Genomic DNA, 23,272 nt, shown 5'->3' with positions numbered 1-23,272 from the left:
ATGATGATGTTGATTAGTGCTTGATCACTTTTCTTGTAGAAGTACTTCCGTCAGCAAAACTGATTTTAACTAAATAAGTTCCTTTTGGAAGTGAAGAGATATCTGCTTTTTCAGTATCGTTCTGAAGAAGTGACTTACCTGTCATATCGAAAACTGTAGTAGATTTGATTTTTTGCTCAGCTTTGATATTGATTTCTCCTTTTGTAGGATTAGGATAAAGGGCTACCGCGTCTTTAGCCTTAGAAGAAGCTTCCTGAGTGCCTAAAGTAGCGTTTCCTAAAACCAGAATGTCGTCTATAGAAATGGCATCTGCATCATTAGCGATGTACTGAAATCTGATTTTAACGTTAGCCTGCCCAGCATAAGCGGTAAGCGCTTTCTGTACGGATACAGTGTTGTAAAGGTCTGTCGCCGGATTGTTGTCGCCGTCATCTGTAAATCCTGCTTCTGTATCTTCATCCCAAAGAGTAGTCCATGCTGTACCTCCATCGGTTGAAATTTGAGCGGTAAGATTTCCAAGATTTTGGCCGATCATATAATTCCAGCCTACCTTTACCTTGAATCTTAAAACGGGTGTTGTTGTACCTGCAAGTGAAAACGCAGGACTTACCAATGTAGCATTATTACTTTGATTGATGTAATCTACACCAGCAGATTTTGTTCCTGAAATAAGGAATCCGGAGGTACTTGTAGGAAATGCGCTGGTAAGCTGCCAGGGTCTGCCGGCTACTGTTTGGGTTCTGGTCCATCCTGCAGAAGGAAACGTTGCACCTTCAAAGTCTTCCGATAGAATTGTCTGTGCATTAGAGGTTGTTATTGCAAGCAATAAACCTAGAGAAAAGAGAGCTTTCTTCATGATAATATTTTTTTCTAAAATTAGTGAAAAATAATAATATAATATATAAAATTTAACAAAAATGATAAATTGTTGCAATTTATAAAGAAATAATTGCAAGCAGATGTAAAACGTACAGGCTGTATTGAAAAGCGAGCATCTTTTTCAAGAATAGGAGTGTTCGGAATGCGAAATTGGTCAAGAATTTCTTAATTTCTATTTTTAGAATAAAAAAACTCACCGGAAGAGGTGAGTTTTAAATATGCTTTAAAGTAAGATCATTATTGTTTGATCACTTTTTCAGTTATCGATGTACCGTTGCTCAGTTCTGCTTTCACCATATAGGTCCCTTTTGGCAGTGAAGATAGATCGGTTTTGCCGGAATCGGTCTTGATGACTGTTTTTCCGGACATATCTACGACAGAAATCATTTTTATTTTTTCTTCCGTTTTAATATTGATTTCCCCTTTTGTAGGATTAGGGTAAACTGATATTTGTTTTGCCTTGCTCACTGCTTCAGATGTAGCAAGTACCTGTGTAGACTTAAACATTCCTCCAACAGTGGCAGATGTGTTGAATCCTCCAGAATAACAAGTGCTTGCGTTGAAGCATTTTACACTTAAATGCTGTACTGCGTCTATAGCAGTCCATGTAGTTCCGTTGTTGCTTTTCCAGGAACCTCCGCTGGTGCTTGCTGAACTTGTTGCTACCAAAATACTAGTGCCTGGTACATAGGTGATATCGCTGATGTTATTGGCTGCGGTAATTCCAGTGAAAGTAACTTGTGACCACGTGGCGCCTCCATCTGTTGTTCTGTGGAGCTGTAGTCCGGTAGGGGTTTGACCTGTGAACGTTTTTCTTACGATTATTCCCGTGTTTGCATCACTCCATGCCATATCTCCGCTTACAGTAGCGCCTCCAAAATCACTTATGATAGAGTTGGTGGCTAATACGGTCCAGGTTAAACCTTTATCTGTTGATTTGTAAATTCTTCCTTTTCCTGTATAGAAGAATATATTGTTGCCTACAGAATAATATCCGCCATTATAGCCGTATTCATCTGTCAGAGGATCTGGAATGTTTGCCCCAGGAACTCTGGTCCATGTTGTTCCTCCGTTGGCTGTTGTATAAATTTCAAACTCACCACTCTCCGGATCACCACCAATAATACCATTATTAGCATCAAAAAAATGGACGTAGTTGGTCCAGGATTGTCCTGCGGTAGTTAGCATATGTTGGTTGGTCCAGGTAGCGCCTCCATCCGAAGTTTTCCAGATACCTCCCAATCCGTTTGTATTGTCAAAAGCTCCCACCCATGCTGTTGTAGCGCTTACGCCTGAGATGTTGGTGATTTTTAAAGCGGAATTGCCGACGTTGATACTTCCGGCTGTCCAGGTAGCACCTCCGTTAGATGTTTTTGTAAACTCCTGAACGTTGGCAGTTGTCGTTACTCCATTATAGGCAAAAGCCCAAACCGTATTGGCATCAAAGACTTCCATGCTGGTGATTCCTCTTGAAGCGGCTGCAAATCCTGAGTTTTGAGTGGTCCAATATTGAGAGAATGCAGCAGAGCTGATCAATAATGCTGTAACAGAAAGTAGAATTCTTTTCATGATGATATTTTTTTCTAAAAATAATAAAAAAAACATCAATATGGTGGAAATAATCTATCTAAATAGCAGAAATGGTGTATTTTATATATTACGAACTGCAGGAAAGTGTAGAACATCCGGTAGTATCATCATAGGCAGATGGCCTCTTTACAGAATATTCGGGGTATAATTCTTCATAAGGATTTTTTAAGGCCTTCGTCAATCTTTCAAGTATTTCAGTGCTTCCGTTATTGATTTCCTCAATGCATTCGTAAAGAAGATAATTTCTAAGGGTAAATTTTGGATTTGAATATTTCATCAGCGATAAAGATTCTTCTCTTGAAATGGTATTTGATGAAAGTCTTTCTTCATACTTTTTAGCGAAATCTTCCAGTTTTCTTACCCTCTGGTCAGATAAAACGACATAGGAAACCTTTTCAAAAAGTGATTTCATATCACTTTCAGGATTTAATTTTTCAAGCTGGTTAAAAAATAGAGTATAGTCCAGCTGAAGTTCCTGCATCAGTCCCTGCCAATTGGTGAAAAACTCCTCATCACTCTCTCTAAGCTCGTCGAAACCGAATTTTTTGCACAACATCTGGTCGTGAGCTCTCCAGAAATAGGTTCCATAATGATTTAAAGTATCCTCCAGAAACTTTTCATCTTTAATTAACGGATGAAGGGAGTTGGCCAGCTGCCAAAGATTCCACTGCGAAATCTGACCCTGTTTTCCGAAAGCATATCTTCTTCCCGGAAGATCGGTCGTATTTGGCGTGAAATTAAGATCATACTCATCCATCATGGAATAAGGACCGTAATCTATCGTTAATCCTAAAACAGACATATTATCCGTGTTCATTACCCCGTGAACAAATCCTACGCGGAACCATTCCGTCATAAGGTCTGCAGTTCTGGTGCATATATTTTCAAAGAACTCTTTGTATTTCTGAATGCCTTCTGCTTTGATTTCCGGATAATAATGGTCAATTGTAAAATCAACCAGATCCTGCAAAGTGTCATATTCTCTTTGTGCAGACATCAGTTCAAAATGCCCGAAACGGAGGAAACTTTCAGCAGTTCTTACGACTACAGCTCCTTTTTCCAGCTGAGGATTTCCGTTGTACATCATATCTCTTACGACATCCTCTCCGGTAAAGGCCAGGCTTAATGCTCTGGTTGTAGGTACGCCAAGATGGTACATTGCCTCACTCATCAGGTATTCACGTACGGAAGACCTCAGTACGGCTCTTCCGTCTGCATGTCTCGAGTAAGGAGTGGCACCAGCTCCTTTCCATTGAATTTCCGTCTTTTTTCCGTCTTTATTGATGATTTCCCCGGCAAGTATCGCTCTTCCGTCTCCAAGCTGTCCCGCCCAGTTTCCGAACTGATGTCCTGCATAAGCTGTGGCGTAGGTTTTTACATTTTCAGGGAGATGGTTTCCCACAAGAAAATCCAGATCTTTTTCTTCATAGAGGCCAAGACCTATTTCTTCTGACAGTGTTTGATTAAAAGCAATAAGCTCTGGCCTATCAAAACCGGCAGGCTTTACAGTGGCAAATAGAACTTTTGGAGTGTTTCGTTGCATCGGGTTATCAGAAAGATCCCCTGGAAATATATCGGTGAAAGGTTGTTTGATCTGTTCAATATTCATAGATCAAAGGTATTAATTATAAAAGAAAAGACCTTCCAAATTATTGAAAGGTCTTATGTATTTCTAAAAGAGAATTTATTTATTGAAATCTACCTCATCGGTGGAGTGAAGATTGTCATTGATGTTTTCCTCTTTTTTATCTGTATTGCTTTTTGGAGCAGGATCAGCAGGTCTTGGGTTTTTGATCTCGTCAATTGTCTGAAGTCCTCCGTCATCTCCATATCCTTCACCTAATCCTTTCAGGTTCGAACATCCGTCCTTCCAGTCGGATGGTCTGGTGAATTTATCATCAGGGGTAATTCCCAATGATTTGTCGGCCCAGACTTTCTTCATAAAGATCGCCCAGATCGGTAATGCCATTTTAGCACCCTGACCTTCACCGGTTCCAAAGAAGTGGGTCGCTCTGTCTTCCCAGCCTACCCAGGCTCCTGTTGCCAGTTTAGGAGTGATTCCCATAAACCAACCATCAGAGTTGTTCTGTGTAGTACCTGTTTTAGCAGCAATTTCCACACCTTTTGAGATTCCTCTTCTTCCCAGTTCTCCGGAAGCTGTACCATATTGAGCAACACCTTTCATCAATTCGATCATGGTGTATGCGTACATTGGGTTCATGACTTCTTTTGGCTCTACATTTACTTCTTTGATTACCCTTCCGTTGGCATCTTCAATTCTCCAGATCATCTCCGGTTTGTTGTAGTTTCCATAGTTGGCGAAAGTACTGTAGGCACCTAGCATTTCATAGATGGTAATATCTGATGAACCTAAGGCAATGGTATTATTTCTCGGAATATCTTCTGTTACTCCCAAATCTCTTGCAGTCTGGATAACGGCATCAACACCTGTCATTTCAATAAGACGTGCAGCTACGGGGTTTTGTGAGTGGGCTAATGCATCTTTCAAGGTAAGCATTCCTCCTCTTCCCGGAACGTGCCATCCTTTGTGATCATAAGTTCCGTTAGAAACCGTTGAACATGGAGTCATGCCCAGTTTCATAATCGCGGTAGCATAAACGAAAGGCTTGAAGGTAGATCCTACTTGTCTTTTCCCCTGTTTGATGTGGTCATACTGGAAATGCTGCCAGTCGATACCTCCTACCCACGCTTTTATCTCTCCACTTCCAGGAACCATAGACATTAAACCTGCCTGTGCAATCTGTTTGTGGTATCTGATAGAATCCCATGGTGACATTTCCACCTCTTCCTCTCCGCTCCACGTAAAACGGGAAGTTTTGATAGGTTTGTGGAATTCCATTAAAATAGAATCTTCAGGAACTCCTGCAGCTTTCAGTTGCTTGTAACGGCCGGTTCTCTTCATGGCCTGGTTCATCACACTCGTTACCTGCTTATCTGTAAGGTAGTAGAACGGTCTGTTTTTTCTGCCTCTCTGTTCTGCATCAAATCTTTTTTGAAGGTCTGTTAAATGCTCCTTGATAGCCTGTTCTGCATATTTTTGCATTTTTGAGTCAAGAGTTACATATATTTTTAAACCGTCCTTATAAAGATTAAGTTTCTTGCCGGTTTCTTTCTCATAACCTTCAAGATATTTGTCGATTTCTTTTCTTAAATAAAACTTATAATAAGCAGAGTAGTCATCACTGATGTTTTTGATTGGGTGATAATCTGTCTCAACCGGTGTTCGCACTGCTTTGTCATAAGTCGTCTGATCTATATACCCTGTTTCAAACATTTGCTGTAAAACAACATCCCTTCTTCGTTTTGCACGTTCAGGATTTCTCATAGGGTTATTGGCAATCGGAGCTTCTAACATCGCTACGAAAACTGCTGTTTCCGGAAGTGTAAGTTCTGAAGTGGTTTTATTGAAATAGATCTTGGAAGCCATTTCAATACCGTTCGCATTGTATGTAAAGTCGAACTTGTTGAAATAAAGCGTAATGATTTCTTCTTTGGTATATCGCTTTTCTAAACTTACCGCAACAGACCATTCCTTTAATTTCTGGATAACCCTTTTGATCGGGTTTTTAGAAGGCTCTTTGGTAAATAACAGTTTAGCTAGCTGCTGAGTGATCGTAGAGCCCCCACCTCTGTCTCCTCCATATCGTACAGCTCTCAGAATGGACTTTAAATCAATTCCTGAGTGCTCTTTGAAACGCTCATCTTCCTTTGCCTGTAAAGCATAGATAAGATAAGGCGGAAGCTGTTTATAGGTGATAGGCTGCGTTTTTTCTTTCTCAAATTTTCCAAGCAAAACTCCGTCTGATGAAATGATTTCAGAAGCCACATAGATATCGGGGTTTTCCAGTTCTTTTACATCCGGCATTTCTCCAAGAAAGCCCTGGGAAACGGCAAAGAAAAGTCCTGAAATACCTAAAACGACCGCAATGAGTCCAATCCAAATAAATTTAACCCATCTTTTCCAAGAGGTATTTTTGTTCTTTTTGGGAGGAAGAGGGAAGGTTTTTCCCTTATTTCCTGCGTTTTTTCTGTTGTCTTCCATTGATGGTTACGGTTTAGCCGTTTCTAGTTTTACTCCAACATCTTCAATTCCCGGAAGGTTGTCATTCCTCATCGCCTGTTTCAGGCTGATTTCATACTTGCCCTTTCCCGGAAATTTATAGTTCAATTTATACTGAAATAATGCTTCCTTCGTATCACCAAAACCTGTACCAAGCCATTCGCCGTTTGGTTTTGCCAGAACGTAATTCAGGGTGTCTGTTTCCTTCTTTTTGTTCTGCAGATTGGTGAAGTTTACAATAAATCTTATATTGCTGTAAGGATACGTATTGTTATTTCTTACGACAAATATAATATTTTTAGGATTCTGCGGATCTGAAACTTCAAGATTAAATTTTTGCTCACTTTTCTTATTCCATTTGTTATTAACGGAATTCATGATGACGTTTTCTTCCGAGGAAGATTGGCAGCTAAAGAAAAGGATAAGAGGTAATAATCCTAAAATTTTACGCATTTTTATCTTTTTTTGGAGGATATTTCTTTTTAAAATTTTTCTTGTTCGGGTTTTGCTGTTTTTTCTCAGGATCAGAAGGGGTATCTGTCTTTTCTACCTGTGCTTTTGGCTGTTGCGGTTTAGGCTGCGGCTTCTGTTGTGGCCTTGGCTGATTTCCGGAGTTGGCATTAGCATTAGGATTTTCAGCTCTTTCTGGTCTTTCAGGTCTCTCTGTTCTTTCAGTCCTTTCCGGTCTGTTTTTCTTTGGTCCCTGGCTTTGTCCCTGCTGTGCTCCCTGGTTTTGTCCGTTGTTATTCGGTCTGTTTTGGTTTCTGTTCCTGTTGTTTCCTCTGTTCTTCTTTTCGAATCTGTCCACGTTGTTTTCCTGGATCAGGTCGATGCTTTGAACAGGCGTATCAGGTTGTTTCAGATCTTCCAGAGGAGGGGTTCTTTCGCCCTTCTTATTTTTTGCGATTAATTTCTTAACAAGGTCAATGTCAAAGTCATACCAGGCCATTGAGCTGTCTACATAAGCAAACCACATTTTCTTTTTGAAAACGTCGATTTTGATACAGAAGGCTCTTCCTTTTTCCGTATCCAATGTGGTGGATGAAGAAGGGAAGTGGCTTAATGCATCAAGGTAGCTGTCCAGTTCGTAATTAAGACAACATTTCAGCTTACCACACTGTCCTGCAAGCTTTTGCGGGTTAATGCTCAGTTGCTGATATCTGGCGACATTGGTATTCACAGATCTGAAATCGGTCAGCCATGTTGAACAGCAAAGTTCTCTTCCACATGATCCGATACCTCCTACTTTTGCGGCTTCCTGTCTGAAACCGATCTGTTTCATGTCGATTTTTGTTCTGAAAGCGCCTGCGTACTCTTTGATCAACTGTCTGAAATCCACTCTGTTATCAGCCGTGTAATAAAAGGTGATCTTTGAAGAATCTCCCTGATATTCTACATCAGTAACTTTCATTTCAAGGCCGATTCTATGGGCGATCTTTCTGGCTTCAAGCTTTACACCATCTTCTTTTTTTCTGGCTTCCTGCCAAACCTCAAGGTCCTTCTGGTTAGCCTGTCTGTATATTTTGAGTATCGATTCTTCAGGAAATTTTTTCTTTTTCATCTGAATCTTTACTAATTCTCCGGTGAGGCTTACAACGCCTACATCGTGTCCGGGACTCGATTCTACTGTTACTACGCTACCTATATGTAAAGGAATATTATTTACATTTTTATAAAACGATTTTCTGTCATTTTTAAATCTAACTTCTACAAGGTCGCACCTGTTCGATGCGGGGTTGTTGATGTTAGAAAGCCAATCGAAAACACTTAATTTATAACTATTACCACAGGTATTTACACTTTCACAACCATTCGCGGTTTTCTTGGGTCCGCAAGAATGGGCAGAATCGCCGGATGTTTTGCATCCACAACTCATATAACTATTTTTTATAATCTTGCAAATTTATGTAAATTTATCTTTATGCAATTCTAAAATACTTAAATATTCAATATCGCTGTTGTTTAACATTAAACGTGAAAAATATGCGATCCTTAAAAAGTTGATAAGTTACTATACAGTATGCGTTTAAGTGAATGTATTTCTAAAGTGCTATTTTAAACATAATTTTCTTTTAGGATATTGTTTAAAATATTAAGAAATATTAACAGGCGTATTCAAAATAATTTTATATTTGGGTTATATAATAACAGTCTATGAAAAAAATATTAGTATCAACTGCTTTATTGGCGGGTGTTTTATCTTATGCGGGAGGCTTCAGGGTATCTCTGCAGGGAGTGAAACAATTGGCAATGGCGCATACTAGTGCTCATGCCGAAGATGCAAGTGTGGCATTCTTTAACCCAGCGGGTATGTCATTCATTCCTTCTAAACTGAGTATAGTGGCAGGAGGGTTTGGTGCAAGTAATAAAGTTACTTTTCAAAACTTGAATACACTACAGAGTACATCCACAGATAATCCTATAGGGACTCCGTTATACGCTGCAGTGGCTTATAGACCGATAGAGAACCTTTCTGTTGGTTTCAGTTTCAGTACACCTTTTGGGAGTACGATCGAGTGGCCAAGCGACTGGGAAGGAAGAGAATTGGTGCAGAAGCTGGAACTGAAAAGTTTCTATTTCCAACCGATGGTATCTGTAAAACTGGCTCCTTGGGTATCTTTTGGAGCAAGCTATATTTATGCTAAAGGTAAAGTAGACTGGGACAAAGCCGTAACACAGTTTGGCGGCGAACTAAACATTAAAGACGAAAAAGCCAGCGGAAGCGGGTATGGATTCGGGTTTTATTTCAGACCAGATCCTAAATTAGATGTAAGTATCGCTTACCGTTCCCCTATAGATATGAAGGCGAAAAAAGGAACCGCTACGTTTCAGTTCCCTTCAGCAGCTATCTATCCTCTGTTAGGACTTGATCCAAGTACAGGACAGGATAAATTTACAGCAACACTTCCTTTGGTAGAAGAATATACCATTGGTTTAACCTATAAAGTGACCCCAAAATGGTTGATTTCAGCTGACTTTAACTACCACGGATGGGAGAGATACAGCAAGCTTACTTTAGATTTTGCTAATGCTCCAGTGGGGAATCAGCCGGATCCTACCGTATTGGTTGCTCCTAAAAACTTCAGAAATTCCAAAACATTCAGATTGGGTACTCAGTATGCATTCACTGATATGATCTTCGGACGTCTGGGTGCTTATTATGATGAGTCTCCTTATACGGATGATCACTTTATTCCGGAAACTCCTTCATTCAATACCTATGTTATTACAGGGGGTGTTGGGTTTAAATTAAAGCAGTTTGGAGTGGATGTAGCGGGAGGATATGCATTGCCTCAGGCCAGAGATGTAAGAAATGCAGCCATTGGCTTTAACGGACAGGCAAAAGCTCAGGCATTCTACTTTGGTTTAGGTTTATCGTACAACCCTTTTTAATTGAAAGACTATGAAAAAAATTATAATATCAACACTTGCCGTTTCCGCACTTCTTTTGACAACAAGCTGTGAGAATGATTTTGATACTGATGTAAAAGATATCCAGGTGACAAGCGGAGAAGCCAACTTTTCCAATTATGTTGCTTTGGGGAACTCTTTAACTTCCGGTTACAGAGATGGAGCACTTTACAGCAGTGGACAAAATGAATCCTATCCAAGTATTATCGCTATGCAGATGAAACTGGCTGGCGGTGGTGCATTTAAGCAACCTTTGATGCCTAATGATGTGGGTGGATTTATTGGACTGCCAGGTTTTCCTGGTAAACTGAATCTTACGGTGACTTCCAGCGGAAGCTTAAGTCCGGTTCCAAGCAGCCCTGCTGCAGCGTTGGATGATGTGAGCGCCGGTAGACCATACCAGAATATGGGAGTTCCCGGAGCGAAGTCTTTTCACTTGGTTGCACCAGGTTACGGAAGTTTAGCTAACCTTGCCTTAGGAGCTGCCAATCCATATTTTGTAAGATTTGCTTCTTCTGCAACAACTTCTGTTTTACAGGATGCAATGCTTCAGAAGCCTACATTCTTCTCTCTTTGGATTGGAAATAATGATGTATTATCTTATGCTACGAACGGAGGAACGAATTCTCAGACTGTAGGAACCGTTACGACTTATACACCGGCGGTAGTGCAGACTGGAAATGTAAATCCATTAACTTATAAATCAAATGATATTTCTGATCCTAATCTTGTAGCGGGATCTATTAAAGGTGTGTTGGATGGTCTTAAAAGTGTAGGAACCACAAAAGGAGTGATTGGAAATATTCCTTACGTTACTTCTATTCCTTTCTTTACGACTGTGCCTTACAATCCTTTAACTCCTACAACATTGGGAGCGAATTTAGCAACGCTTAATGCAAGTTTATACGGGCCATTGAAGCAGGCGCTTACTGCTTTCGGAGCTGGAGACAGAATTAATTTACTTTCTTCTACTTCTTCCAACCCTGTTTTAATCAAGGATGTTGCACTTACAGATCTGGGACCACAGCTTACTGCTGCTTTGACACCTTCTTTAGGAGCACTTACAGCAGCTGCGTTTGGGCAAATCTTCGGACAGGCCAGACAGGCTACGGCAGATGATTATGTCCTTCTTACAACAAGTTCTCTAATCGGAACTGTTGCACCGGGAGCACCAGCCCCTGCCAATGTGTATGGGATTTCTTATCCACTGCAAAACCAGCATGTACTAACAAAAATAGAAGCTTCTTATGTGAAAACCGCAGTAGATGCTTATAACGCATCTATCAAATCACTGGCTGATTCTTATGGACTGGCTTTTGTAGACGGTAATGCTAAAATGATTGAGCTTAATGGAAAGTCTGGAATTACCTTCGATGGGGTGAAGTATACGGCTAAATTTGTAACCGGAGGAGCTTTCTCTCTTGATGGAGTTCACCTTACAGGAAGAGGCTACGCAGTGATTGCGAATGAATTTATCAAATCGATCAACGCGAAGTATAAATCTACTTTACCACAGGTAGATCCTAATAAATATTCAGGAGTGAAATTCCCGTAATAATACAGGAAAATAAAAAGTTAGAAACCACAAGAGTAATTCTTGTGGTTTTTTTTTAAATTTGCAAAATCTTTAAAAAGTAAAAATGGCCGATCAGTTAAGTTATCTATTTTGTACAAGAACCAGCAGGGACTTGGCAGAAAAAATTTCCCAGCATTATGGGAAAGAGTTAGGGAAAATCAACTTTCAGGAGTTCAGCGACGGGGAATTCGAACCTGTTCTGGATGAATCTGTAAGAGGAGGAAGAGTTTTCCTAATCGGATCTACCTTCCCGCCAGCAGACAATCTTTTAGAACTTCTATTAATGATTGATGCAGCGAAAAGAGCTTCCGCAAAAAGTATTACTGTTGTAATCCCTTATTTCGGACTTGCAAGACAGGACAGAAAGGACAAGCCAAGAGCTCCGATAGGTGCCAAACTGGTAGCTAATCTATTGACAGCAGCTGGAGCAACAAGAATCATGACGATGGATCTTCATGCAGATCAGATTCAGGGATTCTTTGAAATTCCGGTAGATCATCTTTATGCTTCAAGTGTTTTTGTAGACTATATCAGAGCATTGAACCTGGATAATCTTACGATAGCTTCTCCGGATATGGGAGGTGCGAAAAGAGCGAAAAACTATGCAGGTCACTTAGGGGCTGAAGTAGTAATTGCTTACAAGGAAAGAAAAAAAGCAAACGTTGTAGAAGAGATGTTCCTTATCGGAGATGTAGAAGGGAAGAATGTAATCCTTATCGATGACATGATCGATACGGCAGGTACACTTTGCAAAGCTGCAGATATTTTAGTAGAAAAAGGAGCAAAATCAGTAAGAGCGATGGCAACTCACGGAGTACTTTCCGGAAAAGCATACGAGAATATTGAGAACTCTAAATTGTTGGAAGTTATTGTAACTGACTCAATTCCTGTTAAAAATAATTTGTCATCTAAAATAAAAGTGCTATCTTGCGCCCCATTATTTGCGGACGTTATGAAGATGGTTCATGAGCACCAATCAATCAGTAGTAAGTTTATTATCTAATTGGTTTTTAGCGGATTGCAAAATTAAACTGAACAAATTTTTAAATTTTTTATAAAATGAAATCTATTACAATTCAAGGTACAAAAAGAGAAAGCGTGGGCAAAAAGTCTACAAAAGCTTTACGTGATGCTGAATTAGTTCCTTGTGTTGTTTATGGAGGTGAAGCGCCATTGAACTTCTCTGCTGAAGAGAGAGCATTCAAAGGTTTAGTATACACTCCTGAAGCACACACGGTATCTATTGAACTAGACGGAAAAACTATTCCGGCAGTTCTTCAGGATATTCAGTTCCACCCGATTACGGACAAAATTTTACACGCAGACTTCTACCAGTTATCTGATGATAAGCCAGTAGTTATGGAAGTTCCTGTAAGAATTACCGGACGTTCTAAAGGTGTTGTGGCTGGTGGTGTTTTACGTCAGTCTTTCAGAAAATTGAAAGTGAAAGCTATTCCTGCTAACTTACCAGACGAGATCGTTGTGGATGTAACTCCATTAAGAATTGGTAACAAACTTTATGTAGGAGGAATCAAAACTGAAGGATATTCTTTTGTACACCCTGACAATGCAGTTGTAGTAGCTGTTAAGATGTCTAGAAATGCAATGAAAGGTGGTGCAGTAGTAGAAGATGATGAAGATGAAGAAGGTGCAACTGAAGAAGGTGCAGCTCCGGCAGCAGAAGAAGCTACAGCAGAATAATATTTGCTTATTCAACAAACCATATAAAACCTGTCAATTTATTGGCAGGTTTTTTTATGCATAGGATAAAAGATAAATCATCTATCGAATCTTTCTATCACCTGACAAGTATCACCCGCTCATCCGATACTTCCTTTCAGAAAAAAAGCCGTAAATTTGAAGTGTTCTAAATAAGAGCCATCTAATTTAAAATTTTAATAAATGTTTGACATTCAGGAAATAAGAAGTCAGTTTACGATATTAAACCGCGAAGTGAATGGTAAGCCTTTGGTTTACTTAGATAATGCAGCAACATCTCAGAAGCCGGATTCTGTTTTGAAGATATGGAATGAATATTATACGCAGCTTAATGCCAATGTTCACAGAGGAATCCATACATTAAGTCAGCTGGCTACTGAAGAAATGGAGCTTTCCAGAAGAAAGATTCAGAAGTTCATCAATGCTAAGCATGATTTTGAAGTTATTTTTACAAAAGGAACTACAGAAGGTCTGAACCTCATCGCCTATATTTTAACACAGAAGCTTAAAAAAGACGACGAGATCATTATCTCTTATCTTGAACACCACTCTAACATCGTTCCATGGCAGCTGCTTTGTGAAAGAACCGGAGCAAAACTGAGAGTGATTCCAATTGATGAAAACGGTATCCTTCAACTAAACTATCTGGATGAGTTTTTAAGCGAGAAAACCAAAGTGGTTGCTGTAAACCAGGTTTCCAATGCTTTGGGAATTGTAAATCCTATTGAAGAAATCATCGCGAAAACAAGAAAAAATTCTGATGCTTATGTTGTGATCGATGGAGCGCAGTCTGCTCCTCACTTTGAGATCGATGTACAGAAGATGGATTGTGATTTCTTTGTGTTTTCAGGTCATAAAATGTATGCACCAATGGGAACCGGTATTCTTTACGGAAAACAGGAGCTTCTTGAAGAACTTCCGCCTTTCCATGGAGGAGGAGAGATGATTGCAACCTGTTCTTTCGATGGAACTACTTACGCAGGACTTCCTTTTAAATACGAAGCCGGAACCCCAAATGTAGGAGGAAATATTGCACTGGGCGCTGCCGTAGATTTTATTGAGAAAATCGGAAGACAGAATATTCAGAACCATGAAAATGCTTTGCTTGAATATGCTCAGAGACAACTTTTAGAACTGGAAAACATAAAGATCTATGGTGAAAAAGCCAAAAGAGTAGGCGTTGTTTCCTTTAATTTAGAAGGAACCGGTATTTCTTCCGATGTAGGAATGATCCTCGATAAAATGGGTATTGCTGTAAGAACCGGACATCACTGTACACAGCCGATCATGGATTTCTTTAATATAGCCGGAACCGTAAGAGCAAGTTTTGCCGTTTATAATACGTTTGATGAAATTGATAAGCTTGTGGAAGGCGTCAAAAAAGCCCAGAAAATGTTGGGATAAAAAACATAAAAAGCAGTTAATCAACTGCTTTTTTTAATTTAATATAGTGCTTGATAGTAAATATTATGTTAAATGTTTATTTTGTGATGACTATTAATTAGTAATTTTACCGAAACTAATAATTGTTATATCATGAAAAAACAAATACTCTTTTTTCTGATCGCCTGTGGATTTTATCATGCACAGGTATTTTCTGAGAACTTTAACGGAGCGGGATTGCCTCCGGGATGGACGACAAATAACCCGGATACGACATACAATTGGAGTGTAGGGACAACAAGCGGTTTTGCTGCATTTCCCAATGGGGCCGCTTTTTTTGATGACGATGATGCTGGGCCGAGCGGAGTCAACAGCAATGCGAGATTGGTATCTCCTGTTATTAATCTTTCCGGCGTTTCAAACCCCAGACTATCATTTAAATATGCCAATAAGATTTATACCCTTAATACGACGTTAAAGGTTGAAGTTTTTAATGGTACTTCATGGATACAGGTATTTACAGCTTCGGGAGAAGCCGGAACCTGGACGATTGACTTAAATACCCTGACATACATTATTACAGGGTACAATGTAGCAACCAGTATCAACCTGACTCCTTATGCCAATGCCAACTTTCAGATGAGATTTGTATACGATGATCTAGGAGATTATTCATTTGGAGTGGTCGTGGATGATATTGCCATTACAGCAGGAGTGTTGGGAACTTCCGAAGTTTCTCTGGCAGATACAATGCAGGTCTATCCAAATCCCGTAAAAGATGATTTGTATATTCCATCGGATCTAATGAAATCTGATGCTGAAGTCACCGTACTTGATATGTCCGGCAGAAAAGTCAAAAGCTTCACTGGAAAGTATGAAAAATACGATCTCTCTGATCTGCCGAAAGGAAACTATCTCATTCAGATCAATAACAAAAAGGAAATCATCAGTAAAAAGATCAGAAAAGAATAACCCCTGCTGTAAATTTTATTAGTGTTCACTAGTAACTTCCAGCCTCCCTCTCCCAGCTTCCTTTCTTAATTCTATAGATTCTGCCAATTGCGCAAATAGCAATTTTTGTGTACCTGCGTCTTGCTTCTTGAAGTAATTTTGTCTGGTCTAAATTTAACGTAATGGAATTAATAGAAAAATTGAACTGGAGATTTGCGACCAAAGCAATGAACGGTCAGAAAGTGCCACAGGAAAAAGTGGATAAAATATTAGAAGCTGCAAGACTGGCACCTACATCCAGCGGTCTTCAGCCTTTTGAGATCATTGTAATCACGAACCAGGAGGTAAAGGAGCAGATCAAGCCTCATGCATGGAATCAGCCGCAGATCACAGACTGTTCACATCTTTTGGTGTTTGCAGCATGGGATAATTACACGGAGGAAAGAATCAATGCAATGTTTGATCTGACCAACAAAATCAGAGGTTTTGAAAACGAAGGCTGGGAAAACTACAGACAGATGCTGTTGGGAACCTACCCTCAGAGATCTGCTGAAGAAAACTTTACGCATGCCGCAAAACAGGCTTATATTTCATTCGGTGCAGCCATCATCGCAGCAGCGTTTGAAGAAGTGGATTCTACCCCAATGGAAGGTTTTTCTCCTGAAGCGGTAGATGAAGTTTTAAACTTAAAAGAAAAAGGCTTAAAGAGCGTCTTGCTTCTGCCTATCGGTTACAGAAACTCTGAATCAGACTGGTTGGTGAATCTTACGAAGGTGAGAAAATCTAAAGAAGATTTTATTACTGAAGTGAATTAATGACTCAGTTTTTTCTTATAAAAAATCCCTTTCAAAACAATTGAAAGGGATTTTGTTTTTTTGACTAATTACTTAATCATATGTCTGTCTAAACCTCATAGGTTTCAAAAACCTATGAGGTTTGAAGTTCTATTTGTCTGTTGTAATGAAGCAATAAAAACTTTTGCTCCTTTTGTGGTCAGAAAACTAGTTGTTCGGTTTCCAGTCCACAACCGCTCTGATGAACGCCTCCGCATTTTCCACAGGAATATTCGGTAAGATTCCATGGCCAAGATTCGCGATATATCTGTCTTTTCCGAAACGGTTGATCATTTCAGTCACCATCTTCTTGATGGTTTCCGGTGTAGAATGTAGTCTTGCAGGATCAAAATTCCCCTGAAGCGTCATGGTATGATTCGTTAATGTTCTTGCGAATTCAGGTGTAATGGTCCAGTCCACACCCAAAGCAGATGCCTTAGACATCGTCATATCTTCCAGCGCAAACCAGCATCCTTTCCCGAATACCACAACATGGGTAAGAGGGCTCAAAGCTTCAACGATCTGGTTGATATACTGCCATGAGAATTCCTGATAATCCGTAGGAGACAGCATTCCACCCCATGAATCAAAAACCTGTACTGCAGAAACTCCTTTTTCCACTTTTCTTTTTAAATAAGCGATCGTAGTGTCCGTGATCTTCTGAAGCAGTAAATGAGCCGCTTCAGGCTGCTGGAAACAGAATGATTTTGCGATATCAAAAGCTTTGCTTCCTTTTCCTTCAATACAGTAACATAGGATCGTCCATGGAGAACCTGCAAAACCGATTAACGGAATTTCGTTGTCCAATTTAATTAAGGTAAGCTCAATAGCATCAAAAACGTATCCTAAAGTATCATCCACATCAGGAACAATCACATTCTGAACCTGTTCCATTGTTCTGATCGGATTGTCCAGCCAAGGGCCTACATTTTCTTTCATTTTAAAATCAATTCCCATGGCTTGAGGAACCACTAAAATGTCAGAAAACAGGATGGCTGCATCCAAAGGAAACCTACGGATAGGCTGTACAGTAATCTCAGAAGCCAGTTCAGGCGTCTGACATCTTGTAAAGAAGTCATATTTATCCCGAAGAGCAATGAATTCCGGCAGATATCTTCCGGCCTGTCTCATCATCCACACCGGTGGTCTTTCTACCGTTTCTCCGCGGAGTGCTTTTAAATATAAGTCGTTTTTAATCATAATTTATTTAAACTAATATGTCCGTTTCCGGCACTTATTATTTTTACCAGCCAAACTAGCAGCTGCTTCAAAGTTCTTTTTTTATCAGCTCAAAGATCGAAGCCAGATTATTTTCTTCTGAAGTGAATATTTCCGCTGTGGTGTGCTTTCGCAGTTCATTGGACGTGGTTTCACCAATGGAAAAAATCTTCATTTCTTCTAAAGAGTTGAGTTTTGCAAAACTACGAACTCCGCTTGGACTAAAAAAAACTGTAGCATGATATTTTTCAGGTACCAAAGGATAGAGTTCTTCAGTGTTGTAAACCGTGATCTTTTTGTAGCGGATATTCTGCAGCGGAAGATCCTTATCCAGAACATCGATGGCCAGATTGCCACAGAAGTGAAGGAACTGTTCGTGCTGGCAGTTTCCGATGATAAACCTTGAAAGGGTTTCTGCATTTTTCAAAACCTTGAAGGTCCCGAAACCGTATTTTCTGAGTTCACGTTTCGTTTTTTCACCGACACAATATATTTTGTTATAATTTTTTGCGGTAAAATCTTCGTTAGGTCTAAACTGATTGGTGAAGAAGGACCTCACTCCATTCACACTGGTGAAAATCAATGAGTAGTTCTTTAAATCGAATACGGAAATTCTTATAGGTTCTGTTCTGATCACCTCAATACATTCAGCCGAAATATCCGATCCTAATTCTTTGGATAACAATGCGGCATCTATGGTTTTGGTGAATAGAATGTTCATTAGGGTTTATCTTTTAAATGTAAATCATCAACAAGCAATCGTACTTTCTTCATAAAATCCTTACCCGGATCTTCTTTTGCTGTGAAATAATTCGGGTCGGTTTCCTTCCAGAGTTTCGATCCTCTAAAGATACCATATTCTGAATGACCTATCAGATATTCTATATTGTATTTTTTAGTTAAGTACTTAATTAATTGTGCGTTCGCTAAAGCCTGCTTTTCTGTCAGTGGCTGTTTTTTGCTTCCTATGTTTTCAATACCGATGGCGCAGTAATTAAGTCCGATGGTATGTCTTGCAAACATATTAGGCTCCATAAGCTGATAAATCGTACCGTCTCTGTCTACAATAAACTGGGAAGAAACATTCAGTGTGCTTTGTTTCTTTAAAACATTTCTGGCAGACTCCAGATGGGTCTTGTTGAAATATTTATAATTCGTTTCTACAGTTCCGCCTGCAGTATAGTGAAGAACAATGATTTTAGGTGAAATGACCGGTGAATTCTGAGTGATGTTATAATGACTTTTAAGATACTCAAGGCTTAGTTTTACTCTTTCAGGAGAATAATCAATATGTTTGTTAATGATTCTAAATTCTCCGGTCTGCGCTTTCGTATAGCATGCGATCAATACAAAAAAAGCATAAATAAGGTTTTTCATAAAAAGTTATTTATTTCTGGTATTGATAATGTCCTGTAATGGTGTATTTAAAAAGGACATCTTCCACCACCTGTCCGCCTCCTATATTATGTACGATCAGAAACCTTTTTCCATCAGCAGATTTTTTATTGACAACAATTCCGATGTGTGTTAAATTTCCAGGCAGAAGCCACGTAACAATATCTCCCGGAACATACAATGCAGGATTGGTCTCAATAGATTTTGCTTTCCCGAATTTAGAAAAGAACACAGCAAGGTTTGGAACCCTGCGGTGGTCAATATTCGTATCAGGTTTTTTCAAACCCCAGATTTTCGGATATTTTGAGAAATTTTTCGCCATATCTTCATGAACTTCTTTTTGGAGATCGATCCCCATTTTTCTGTAAGCTCTTATCACGACATCAGTGCAGACGCCTTTATCTGCCGGGACATCTCCATTAGGGTATTTAAGGACAAAGTAAGTGGGGTCATAGGTAACTGTTTTATCAACCAATCCCAAAGCGGAATCGGATAGCTGAAGTGCAAATTTATTCTGTGCACTTACAGTACACATAAAATAGATGAATGCTAATAAAAACAGATACTTTTTCATAGTTCCGCACTTAATAGAAATGTAAAAATAGAAAGGCTGTTTGAAAACGTTTAGTAAGAATTCTTGATTTCTGTCATCAGCTCTTTTCCTCCGTTTTCAAGAACGATCTTAGCGAATTTTTCTCCAAAATTCTCCGTTTCGTTGTACTCGAAGTTTTCGTCGGTAGCGATGCAGTTTTTACCATCAAGAGAACATAAAGCCGCTTTGAAACGAACCTGGTTTTCGATGATCTCCGCATAAGCACCGATTGGAGCGGTACATCCGCCTTCCAGTGTGCTCAGGAAATTTCTTTCGATCTCTACACAGATCTGGGTTTTCTTATGGTTGATCTGGCTCAGGATTTCGTTGATCTCCGGTTTGTCAGAATGTCCGGCCACGGCGATTACTCCCTGGGAAGCTGCCGGGATCATTAATGGAAGCATCTCATAATCGATGTCCATTTTCATTCTTTTAATTCCTGCCAGAGATAAAATCGTAGCATCAAAATCTCCGTCCTCCAGTTTCTGAAGACGAGTCTGGATATTTCCACGGATGTCAGAAAATTCAGCGTGAGGATAATTCTTCAGCCAGAATGCTCTTCTTCTCAGACTGCTGGTTGCCAGTTTCAGTTCGTGGAATTCTTTATTTCTCGAAGATTCTTTTCTGATCAGTACGTCCTGCGGGAAATCTCTTTCCAGATAAGCAATGATCTTAATGTTTTGAGGAAGCTGTGTAGGGACGTCTTTTAAAGAATGTACGGCGATATCAATCTCATCATTCAATAAAGCCACATCAAGGTCTCTTGTGAAAACCCCGGTGATCCCTAAAGAATAAAGCGGTTGATTTAAGTTCTTATCGCCCGAAGATACGATAGGAACGATTTCCGTTAAATAATTACGGTTTTGAAGGTGCCTCGCAACCTCTCTTGCCTGCCAAAGTGCAAGTGCGGAATTTCTTGTTCCGATTCTAATGCTTTTCATTGAATTCGTTGTTTGGTTGTTCAACTAATATTTCGTGCATTAATTTACTAATTTCTTCGGCTTTTAAAGGATTGTCGATGATAAATTTTGCAAAACGGTTGGTGATTTTCTGGATCATTTTGTCAGAAAGCTCCATGTCCGTGATGTTTATGTATTTATTTTTTCTGTAAAAATTATGCATTTCATTGCGTTCCATATTCTTCAGGACTGCTTTGAAATGGTGAATATTGGGTGCCAGCTTTCTCTTTTTTTCCCATTCCAGAAACTCTTTCATCAGTTCTTTGATGATTTTTTCAGCTTTTGGGATCTCTTTTTCCCGCTGCTGAATCGTTTCCTGGATCTGTTTTGAAAGTTCATCCACGTCGATCAGTGTTACGTTTTCGTTCTCGGTAACATTCTTTTCAACGTTATGCGGAATGGAAAGGTCAATAACTAGTGTTTCTTTTCCGTTTGGAAAGTGAGACTTGTTGATGATGGGATGTTTTGCTCCGGTGGCAACAATCAGGATGTCTGTATTTTTTATTTCCTTGTCAAAATCAGAATAATCAACATGAGGAATATTATATTTCTCGGAAATTTTTTCAGCTTTCTCCTGAGTTCTGTTTGCGATTTTAATTTTAGGCTGGTAAACGTGCTTCACCAGATTTTCAACCGTATTCTGCCCGATTTCACCTACACCCAAAAGAAGAATGTTTTTCTCCGTTATTTTTTTCTGGCTGTTTAAGATGTAATGTACGGCAGCGTAAGATACAGAAGCGGCCCCGTTTGAAATTCCGGTTTCGTTTTTAATTCTTTTCGAAATCTGGATTGCTGCGTTGATTGCTCTTTCCAGATAAGGATTTGAATTCTGTCTTTCTTTTTTGAAACGGCTGTATGCTTTTTTGATCTGTCCGATGATCTCGAAATCCCCGATAATCTGGCTTTCCAGTCCTGCTGCTACTCTGAACAGATGGATCAGCGCTTCTTCTTTGGTCAGGATATTCGCAAACTGAAGGAAATCCGTAAGATGTACCCCGATGGTTTTGCAATATTCCTCTGCAACCAGAAGATAATTCGGTGAAGTGGTATAGATCTCGGTTCTGTTACATGTGGAAACCACAAATGCATCCCCTAAATCCACGTTATGGATCCGGGTGACAAAGTTCTTGATGTTGTCATCAAAGAATGCAAATTTCCCTCTCGTTTCTACATCAGCCTTCTCGTAGCTGATGGAAAGTACAGCAAAATTCGATGTTTGATGGATGTTGGAATACTGTAACATAAGCACGGCAAATTTACGGTTTTTTTAATTAATCAACCTCTGATAATGTATATGATAATTATCGTGAAAAACTATGGTGAGGAAGGAGTGAGATAGACGCCGAAAGAAGGAAGTTGGAAGTTGGGTGATCATACGGTTGATGAGAAAATAATTTATAATCAGCATTTTATCGTTTTTTAAGAGAGAGATTTCTTTGTATTTGGCTCAAAGATTTGTATCTTACGTCTTCAAGCCCCATTGCCATTAATTTTAGTTTAAATCAGACTCCGTAAATGATTAAAGCAAAAGTTAATATAAGATTATAAATTTTAATAAAATTTTAACCAAATTATATGCAGGTTAAATTTCTTTAGTAGTGTTAAATTTATATCTTTGTAAACTTAAAATCAGAAGAAAAATATGAGTTTATTCGATATGTTTACGCAAGAAATTGCGATAGACCTTGGTACTGCCAATACCCTTATCATCCATAATAATAAAATTGTTATAGATCAGCCGTCAATTGTTGCAATTGAACGTTCTACGGGTAGGCCCATTGCGGTCGGCGAGCAGGCCAAGCATATGCAGGGTAAAACTCACGAGGATATCAAGACCATCCGTCCTTTGAAAGATGGGGTGATTGCAGATTTCCACGCTTCTGAACACATGATCAAAGAATTTATCAAAAAAATTCCTGGAATTAAAGGTAGATTCATACAGCCGGCACTGAGAATCGTGATCTGTATCCCTTCTGGCATTACTGAAGTTGAAAAAAGAGCGGTAAGAGATTCTGCTCAGAAAGTAAACGCGAAAGAAGTAAGACTGATTTACGAACCAATGGCTGCTGCAATAGGGGTGGGTATAGACGTACAGAAACCTGAAGGAAATATGATCATCGACATAGGTGGTGGTACTACGGAAATTGCAGTGGTAGCTTTAGGAGGTATTGTATGTGATAAATCTGTGAAAATTGCAGGGGACGTATTTACCAACGATATCGCTTATTACTTAAGAACTCACCATAACCTTTACATCGGAGAGAGAACGGCTGAAAGAATCAAAATTGAAGTAGGTTCTGCAGTGGAAGATCTTGATGTAGACATTGAAGATATCCCGGTACAGGGTAGAGACCTTATTACAGGGAAGCCGAAAGAAATCATGGTTGGCTACAAAGAAATTGCGCGTGCATTAGACAAATCCATCATCAGAATTGAAGATGCGGTAATGGAAACGCTTTCTCTTACGCCACCGGAACTGGCTGCTGATATTTATAAAACAGGTATCTATCTTGCTGGAGGAGGTGCTTTATTAAGAGGTCTTGCCGACAGATTGCATAAAAAGACCGGTCTTCCTGTATTTGTAGCAGAAGATCCGTTGAGAGCTGTTGTTCGCGGAACCGGTATTGCCCTTAAGAATATGGATAAATTCAATTTCTTAATTAAATAATTTTAACTTTTTACGAC

At 39.4% G+C, this 23,272-nt stretch carries 20 protein-coding genes; 8 read left to right on the top strand and 12 right to left on the bottom strand.

Annotated elements, in window-relative coordinates:
- Window positions 1-13: 13 nt before the first annotated feature.
- The 6 genes from BM143_RS17850 to BM143_RS17825 form a co-directional block, all read right to left on the bottom strand.
- On the bottom strand, window positions 14-856 hold the full coding sequence (locus BM143_RS17850; RefSeq protein ID WP_090026030.1) for a T9SS type A sorting domain-containing protein: 843 nt from the start codon (window positions 854-856) through the stop codon (window positions 14-16).
- Window positions 857-1,116: 260 nt separating this feature from the next.
- Window positions 1,117-2,448 (bottom strand): T9SS type A sorting domain-containing protein, encoded by a 1,332-nt coding sequence (locus BM143_RS17845; protein ID WP_167375312.1) that lies wholly within the window; start codon window positions 2,446-2,448, stop codon window positions 1,117-1,119.
- A gap of 88 nt (window positions 2,449-2,536) precedes the next feature.
- Window positions 2,537-4,078, bottom strand: coding sequence for a protein adenylyltransferase SelO (locus tag BM143_RS17840; RefSeq protein ID WP_090026026.1), 1,542 nt, complete (start codon window positions 4,076-4,078; stop codon window positions 2,537-2,539).
- 75 nt (window positions 4,079-4,153) lie between these two features.
- The gene (locus BM143_RS17835; RefSeq protein WP_090026024.1) at window positions 4,154-6,532 is read right to left on the bottom strand and encodes a penicillin-binding protein 1A; all 2,379 of its coding nucleotides are present in this window, start codon (window positions 6,530-6,532) and stop codon (window positions 4,154-4,156) included.
- 6 nt (window positions 6,533-6,538) lie between these two features.
- Complete coding sequence (locus BM143_RS17830) at window positions 6,539-7,003, bottom strand: gliding motility lipoprotein GldH (protein WP_090026022.1); 465 nt, start codon at window positions 7,001-7,003, stop codon at window positions 6,539-6,541.
- Window positions 6,996-8,426, bottom strand: coding sequence for a PSP1 domain-containing protein (locus BM143_RS17825; protein ID WP_090026020.1), 1,431 nt, complete (start codon window positions 8,424-8,426; stop codon window positions 6,996-6,998). Before BM143_RS17825 ends, BM143_RS17830 begins: the two co-directional genes overlap by 8 nt.
- A gap of 278 nt (window positions 8,427-8,704) precedes the next feature.
- Here BM143_RS17825 and BM143_RS17820 point away from each other — a divergent pair, with 278 nt between their 5' ends.
- The 7 genes from BM143_RS17820 to BM143_RS17790 all read left to right on the top strand — a co-directional run bounded on the left by BM143_RS17820 (window position 8,705) and on the right by BM143_RS17790 (window position 16,405).
- Window positions 8,705-9,943: an OmpP1/FadL family transporter gene (locus BM143_RS17820; protein WP_090026018.1), complete on the top strand. Its 1,239-nt coding sequence runs from the start codon at window positions 8,705-8,707 to the stop codon at window positions 9,941-9,943.
- A 10-nt stretch (window positions 9,944-9,953) separates the two neighbouring features.
- Entirely contained in the window at window positions 9,954-11,516 is a 1,563-nt protein-coding gene (locus BM143_RS17815; protein WP_090026017.1) for an SGNH/GDSL hydrolase family protein, read from the top strand.
- Between the two features lie 85 nt (window positions 11,517-11,601).
- On the top strand, window positions 11,602-12,540 hold the full coding sequence (locus BM143_RS17810; protein WP_090026015.1) for a ribose-phosphate pyrophosphokinase: 939 nt from the start codon (window positions 11,602-11,604) through the stop codon (window positions 12,538-12,540).
- A 56-nt stretch (window positions 12,541-12,596) separates the two neighbouring features.
- Window positions 12,597-13,238 (top strand): 50S ribosomal protein L25/general stress protein Ctc, encoded by a 642-nt coding sequence (locus BM143_RS17805; RefSeq protein WP_090026013.1) that lies wholly within the window; start codon window positions 12,597-12,599, stop codon window positions 13,236-13,238.
- 201 nt (window positions 13,239-13,439) lie between these two features.
- Window positions 13,440-14,660: a cysteine desulfurase gene (locus tag BM143_RS17800; RefSeq protein WP_090026011.1), complete on the top strand. Its 1,221-nt coding sequence runs from the start codon at window positions 13,440-13,442 to the stop codon at window positions 14,658-14,660.
- A 132-nt stretch (window positions 14,661-14,792) separates the two neighbouring features.
- Window positions 14,793-15,611, top strand: a complete 819-nt coding sequence (locus BM143_RS17795; protein WP_090026008.1) for a T9SS-dependent choice-of-anchor J family protein — start codon at window positions 14,793-14,795, stop codon at window positions 15,609-15,611.
- Between the two features lie 161 nt (window positions 15,612-15,772).
- A complete protein-coding gene (locus BM143_RS17790; protein ID WP_090026006.1) occupies window positions 15,773-16,405 on the top strand; it encodes an NAD(P)H-dependent oxidoreductase in 633 nt (210 codons plus the stop codon).
- Window positions 16,406-16,591: 186 nt separating this feature from the next.
- Here the strand turns inward: BM143_RS17790 and hemE are convergent, their stop codons facing one another.
- From hemE to hemA, 6 genes are all read right to left on the bottom strand, one after another.
- The gene (hemE, locus tag BM143_RS17785; RefSeq protein ID WP_034724166.1) at window positions 16,592-17,623 is read right to left on the bottom strand and encodes a uroporphyrinogen decarboxylase; all 1,032 of its coding nucleotides are present in this window, start codon (window positions 17,621-17,623) and stop codon (window positions 16,592-16,594) included.
- Window positions 17,624-17,690: 67 nt separating this feature from the next.
- A complete protein-coding gene (locus BM143_RS17780) occupies window positions 17,691-18,362 on the bottom strand; it encodes a uroporphyrinogen-III synthase (protein WP_090026004.1) in 672 nt (223 codons plus the stop codon).
- Complete coding sequence (locus tag BM143_RS17775) at window positions 18,362-19,018, bottom strand: peptidoglycan recognition protein family protein (RefSeq protein WP_090026002.1); 657 nt, start codon at window positions 19,016-19,018, stop codon at window positions 18,362-18,364. The genes BM143_RS17780 and BM143_RS17775 overlap by 1 nt, the downstream gene beginning before the upstream one ends.
- A 10-nt stretch (window positions 19,019-19,028) precedes the next feature.
- Window positions 19,029-19,610, bottom strand: a complete 582-nt coding sequence (locus BM143_RS17770) for a DUF1287 domain-containing protein (protein ID WP_090026000.1) — start codon at window positions 19,608-19,610, stop codon at window positions 19,029-19,031.
- 50 nt (window positions 19,611-19,660) lie between these two features.
- Window positions 19,661-20,569, bottom strand: coding sequence for a hydroxymethylbilane synthase (gene hemC / locus BM143_RS17765; protein ID WP_090025998.1), 909 nt, complete (start codon window positions 20,567-20,569; stop codon window positions 19,661-19,663).
- The gene (gene hemA / locus BM143_RS17760; protein WP_047450950.1) at window positions 20,556-21,830 is read right to left on the bottom strand and encodes a glutamyl-tRNA reductase; all 1,275 of its coding nucleotides are present in this window, start codon (window positions 21,828-21,830) and stop codon (window positions 20,556-20,558) included. Before hemA ends, hemC begins: the two co-directional genes overlap by 14 nt.
- 399 nt (window positions 21,831-22,229) lie before the next feature.
- Here hemA and BM143_RS17755 point away from each other — a divergent pair, with 399 nt between their 5' ends.
- Window positions 22,230-23,255: a rod shape-determining protein gene (locus tag BM143_RS17755; protein WP_034700899.1), complete on the top strand. Its 1,026-nt coding sequence runs from the start codon at window positions 22,230-22,232 to the stop codon at window positions 23,253-23,255.
- The last annotated feature ends 17 nt before the right edge of the window (window positions 23,256-23,272 follow it).

It is taken from the genome of Chryseobacterium oleae, from assembly GCF_900115055.1.
GTDB lineage: Bacteria > Bacteroidota > Bacteroidia > Flavobacteriales > Weeksellaceae > Chryseobacterium > Chryseobacterium oleae.
This window is presented reverse-complemented; position numbering and strand designations above follow the sequence as displayed.